At 62.8% G+C, this 4,328-nt stretch carries 6 protein-coding genes; 2 read left to right on the top strand and 4 right to left on the bottom strand.

From position 1 onward, the window contains the following. Positions 1–98: 98 nt before the first annotated feature. The 4 genes from ALA01S_RS30230 to ALA01S_RS33775 all read right to left on the bottom strand — a co-directional run bounded on the left by ALA01S_RS30230 (position 99) and on the right by ALA01S_RS33775 (position 2,699). Positions 99–1,076 (bottom strand): DUF6976 family protein, encoded by a 978-nt coding sequence (locus ALA01S_RS30230; protein WP_066343351.1) that lies wholly within the window; start codon positions 1,074–1,076, stop codon positions 99–101. A gap of 49 nt (positions 1,077–1,125) precedes the next feature. Further along, positions 1,126–1,341 carry a hypothetical protein gene (locus ALA01S_RS30225; RefSeq protein WP_066343349.1) on the bottom strand — a complete coding sequence of 72 codons (216 nt, stop codon included), beginning with the start codon at positions 1,339–1,341 and terminating at the stop codon, positions 1,126–1,128. 175 nt (positions 1,342–1,516) lie between these two features. After that, the gene (locus ALA01S_RS30220) at positions 1,517–2,194 is read right to left on the bottom strand and encodes a GntR family transcriptional regulator (protein ID WP_066343347.1); all 678 of its coding nucleotides are present in this window, start codon (positions 2,192–2,194) and stop codon (positions 1,517–1,519) included. A gap of 175 nt (positions 2,195–2,369) precedes the next feature. After that, on the bottom strand, positions 2,370–2,699 hold the full coding sequence (locus ALA01S_RS33775) for a hypothetical protein (RefSeq protein WP_157119409.1): 330 nt from the start codon (positions 2,697–2,699) through the stop codon (positions 2,370–2,372). A 102-nt stretch (positions 2,700–2,801) separates the two neighbouring features. On the opposite strand from ALA01S_RS33775, the gene ALA01S_RS30215 reads away from it, so the two are divergent. Both ALA01S_RS30215 and ALA01S_RS30210 read left to right on the top strand, forming a co-directional pair. Beyond that, on the top strand, positions 2,802–3,947 hold the full coding sequence (locus ALA01S_RS30215) for a branched-chain amino acid ABC transporter substrate-binding protein (RefSeq protein ID WP_066343345.1): 1,146 nt from the start codon (positions 2,802–2,804) through the stop codon (positions 3,945–3,947). A 137-nt stretch (positions 3,948–4,084) separates the two neighbouring features. After that, positions 4,085–4,328: ABC transporter permease subunit (locus tag ALA01S_RS30210; RefSeq protein WP_407655829.1), on the top strand; the 244-nt coding region annotated here is incomplete at its 3' end.

Raw genomic sequence — 4,328 nt, 5'->3', positions numbered from 1 at the left:
GGGGATTCAAAAATTGAAATCCCACAATTGGGACCGCCATGGAAAAACGCCCTGGCCACTCCTGGCCGGGGCGTTTTGCCTTGCGGAAAATGATGGCGTCAGGCGATGCGTACCATCACCATGGTCTGGTTGAGCAGTTGGTAGGCGATTTCGCCAAACGTCACCGCACCGGGTTCGCCGCCGATGGCCTTACCCTCGAATCCGCCGAAGACGAAATTCAGGATGCAGTTGCAGCTCCACACGACGCCCTCGTGCTCCACCGCCTCCAGGCGTTCACGGAACGCGCCCACATAATCGGGCACGGCCTTGGCGAAGTGATAATCCACGCCGGGGAAAACAGGCGCGTAAAAATCAACGCCGCCCGTGGCCGGCATGCCTTGCAGCGACACGTTCACGTGCGCGCCGGCAAAATCGCCCACCAGCGGACATTGGCCGCCTTCAAAACCGCGCGATTTCACATACTCGGCGAAATTCACGACCTCGCCGTTGACCTCGCACTCGTCGACATGGAATCCGGTCTGGGAGAAATGAATGACGTCCTTGCCGTCGGGCTCGAACAAATTCACGGTCTCCAGCATCACCAGCTTGTCGTCCGGCACGCTGACATAAGCCACCACGGCACGGTCTTCATATTTGGCGCCGGTGCGCCCGTCATACACCTTGGGCGTGGCCTTGCCCAATTCGGAAAGGTGCACGCCCGATATCCAGCCCACCGTGGGTTTGACAAAGGCGTCGGGGTAGGTGGCGGCCTCGGCCGCGAAACGCTGGTGCGCCTGGCCGCCCGCGGGAATGATGGTCAGGGAAAAGCCGTTATCCGGCGCATGGGCCGCAATGCCGGCGAGCTCATCCGCGCCATAAGAGGCCAGCGATACCGTGCCCAGCTCCGAAAGGTCCGTGACGAATACCTTGTTGTTCACGACCACGCCGCCTTCATGCGTCATGAAATAGGGAATCGTGCCCCCCACCCACGAGCCCGCCGGCAATTGGTCCAGCAAATGCTCAGGGCCGGCTACGCTCAAGGGAGCGCCGCCCAGAATCAGGGAAGAAGCTTGTTCCAGGGAAATCAGTTGGTTCATGGTGAAAATGTCCGGCAATGGAGTCAAACAACAGGCGGCAAGCCGGCCATTACAGTGCAGTCAATTGCTGCAACTCGTTGCCCATGATCCGCTCGTATTTGGCGAAGAAATCAAAGATTTCCTTCGCCTTTTGAGGCGTGGGCGTTTTACTGGTCTCAATGCGCTTGATGAACAATTGCGCGGCCAGTTGCGAGGTCTTGACCTTGGACAGGCCACCCGAGGCAAGGCGGGACCACACGGGATGATTGGAAGCAGGAACGGCCATGGGATGCTCGGCTGTAAAAGTGGCTGACGTTGTCAAGACTTAATCGGGTGCTCGACAAGCCGAATTTATAGCCAGTCCCCCAAATGGGGGAGAGGGGTTATCCCAGCGGTATTTTTCCAGTAGACGCAATTCCAATTCGGGTAAACCCGCGGCGCGTTGTTGCACCGTGGTCCGATTACTCCGCCGTCGGCTTGGGCAGGTGGCGCTGCAGCAGCGAGCAGGCTCGCATGATGTGCTCGTGCACCATGCGCGCGGCTTCGGCCGGGTCGCCGCGGCGGCAGGCGTCCACCAGCGCCTGGTGCTCGGTATCGGCCGTGTCGCGGCCGTTCTCGCGGGTGAGCTGGATGTGCAGGTAGCGCTCGGTGCGGTTGTTGATCGACTGGATCATGTTGAGCAGGAAGTCCCGCCCCGCGTCGCGGTACAGGCAGGAGTGGAATTCCCAGTGCAGCCGCGCCCAACGGAAGGGGTCCTGCTCGCGAGCGAACTCATCGCACATCCGCTGCGCCTTGTCCAAGGTCGCCGCCGTCATGTTGGGCACCGCCAGCCGGATGGCGTTGGACTCCAGCATCGCGCGCACTTCGTACACCTGCACGATCTCCGCCTCCGACGGGCTGTGCACCACTGCGCCGCGGTTGCGCTGAAAAGCCACCAGCCCCTCGGCCTCCAGGTGCTTGAGCGCCTCGCGCACGGGAATCTTGCTGACCTTGAAGAGGGCCGCCACCTCGTCTTGCCGGATCGGCTCGCCCTCGTGCAACTGCCCGGTGACGATGGCATTGCGCAGGTGCTGCGCAATCACCTCCGAATTCGTGGGCGACTGGCCCAGGTTCGGCACATCGGACAGTTCAAGAGACACGGTTTCACCTTGGGTTTGCTTAGACGCAAAGCGTATACGAAATTCCCTTTGCGCAGTCGTGAACCATACACAATGCTGTGCACCATGATGGCGCTCGTATTTGGTGCCTCTGTGCGCCTTTTTGCAAAAAAACACCGCTTAATTGCACCAATAGCGTGCAGCTAATGGTTTGCACCTAGGCACAGATCATGCGTCTACCGTATACGATATTTTTGCTACGGAAAATGTCGGGCTCATGAAGGTCCGACACGCCGATGCGAAACCGGCCAGTCCATCCCACGGCCGGCGAGCGCGGCACCGCATCAAGTCTTGTCAACGCAAGCCGGCCCACAAGGCCGAGTTCATCGCCATGTCCGACGAAACATCGACTGCCTTGTCCACTGCTGTTTTGCGCCCGCACGTTCTCCGGCGTGCGGCGGACAAGCACGGCCCCCGGCATCGCGGCGCGCTCCAGGCGCGCGGCGGCCGACAGATTTCCGGCACCCGCGCGCAGCGCGGCTTCCAACCCTGACGCGGCTTTACAGCCGCAGCCCGCAGCAGGCGGCAGGCTTGGAAAGTGACCGAGCCGACGCCGATTCGTTCTGAGACCTCACGGAGACCCCTCGTCATGAAAAACATCGCCTCCACCGTGCGCCGCTTCGCCGGCGTTCTCCTGCCCGTGGCCTTTGCCGCTGCGTCCTTGGGCGCGCAGGCGCAGGAAGTGGTGAAGATCGGCTTCAGCAGCCCGCTGTCCGGTCCGCAATCCGCTTACGGCACCGACAACCGCGACGGCCTGATGCTGGCCGTCAAGGAGCTCAACGCCAAGGGCGTGACGGTGGGCGGCCAGAAGGTCACCTTCGAAGTCGTGGCCGAGGACGACGGTGCCGATCCCCGCCAGGGCGTGGCGGTGGCGCAGAAGCTGGCCGACAGCAAGGTGAAGTTCGTGGTCGGCCCGTACAACTCCGGCGTCGCCATCCCGGCCGGCCGCGTCTACAACGAATCCGGCATGGTCATGATGACCGTGGGCTCCAACCCCAAGATCACGGAGCTGGGCTATCCGCGCCTGTTCCGTATCGGCGTCAACGACGTGCAGTTGGGCGCTGCCATGGCGGTGTATGCCGCCAAGGAAATGAAGATCAAGAACGTGGCCGTCGTGGACGACCGCAGCGCCTACGGCCAGGGCCTGGTACAGGAATTCGTGGCCGAGGCCAAGCGCCAGGGCCTGAACATCGTCAAGCAGGAGTTCACCACCGACAAGGCCACGGACTTCACGCCCATCCTGACCTCCATCCGCAGCGCCAAGCCTGACGCCGTGTTCTTTGGCGGCTACTCCGCCCAAGGCGGCCCCATGCTGCGCCAGATGGTGTCGCTGGGCGTGCAGGCCAAGCTGCTGGGCGGCGACGGCATCTGCGCCACCGAGACGGCGCGCCTGAGCGGCGGCGCCGCCGATGGCCGCGTGCTGTGCGCGCAGGCCGGCACCATCCTGGGCAAGGCCGACACCGGCCGCGCCTTTGCCGCCAAGTACAAGGCCGCCTACAACCGCGACCCGCTGACCTACGCCGCCAACTTCTACGACGGCGCCATGCTGCTGGCCGACGCCATGCAGAAGGCCGGCTCCACCGACGCCGGCAAGGTGGCCGAAACCATCGCCAAGGGCAGCTACAAGGGCGTGGCCGGCGAATATTCCTTCACCGACAAGCACGATTTGAAGTCCTCGCCCGTGAGCGTGTATGGCTTCAAGGGCGGCCAGCCCGAGGTGCTGAGCTCGTTCTGATGAACCCGGCTGGCTGATCGGAGCCAGCCCTCTCGCAAGCAAAAGAGCCGCGGCCACTGCGCCGCGGCACTCTTTGATGCCGGTGGCCCAGGCCCGCCCGTGGTTGCGCCGGCATCCAGCCCCTTGTGGAATCTCCCATGGACATTTTTCTTCAACAGATCATCAATGGTCTGGTGCTGGGCAGCATGTACGCGCTCGTGGCACTGGGCTACACGATGGTCTACGGCATCATCAACCTCATCAACTTCGCTCACGGCGAGGTGTTGATGGTGGGCGCCATGGTCAGCTGGACCGTGGTTTCCGCCCTGGGCGATTCCGGCCTGCCGGGCTGGCTGCTGATGCTGATTTCGCTCATCGCCGCCATCGTCATCTGCGCGGCGC

Origin of the sequence: Azohydromonas lata NBRC 102462 (genome assembly GCF_001571085.1) — a bacterium.
GTDB classification, from domain to species: Bacteria; Pseudomonadota; Gammaproteobacteria; order Burkholderiales; family Burkholderiaceae_C; genus Azohydromonas; species Azohydromonas lata.
The sequence above is the reverse complement of the archived record's forward strand: the minus strand, read 5'-3'. Positions and strand labels throughout refer to the sequence as shown.

Excerpts from the sequence above, each read along its gene's own strand:
- ALA01S_RS30230 (WP_066343351.1), bottom strand. The coding sequence starts at position 1,076 with ATGAACCAACTGATTTCCCTGGAACAAGCTTCTTCCCTGATTCTGGGC.
- ALA01S_RS30225 (WP_066343349.1), bottom strand. The coding sequence starts at position 1,341 with ATGGCCGTTCCTGCTTCCAATCATCCCGTGTGGTCCCGCCTTGCCTCG.
- ALA01S_RS30215 (WP_066343345.1), top strand. The coding sequence starts at position 2,802 with ATGAAAAACATCGCCTCCACCGTGCGCCGCTTCGCCGGCGTTCTCCTG.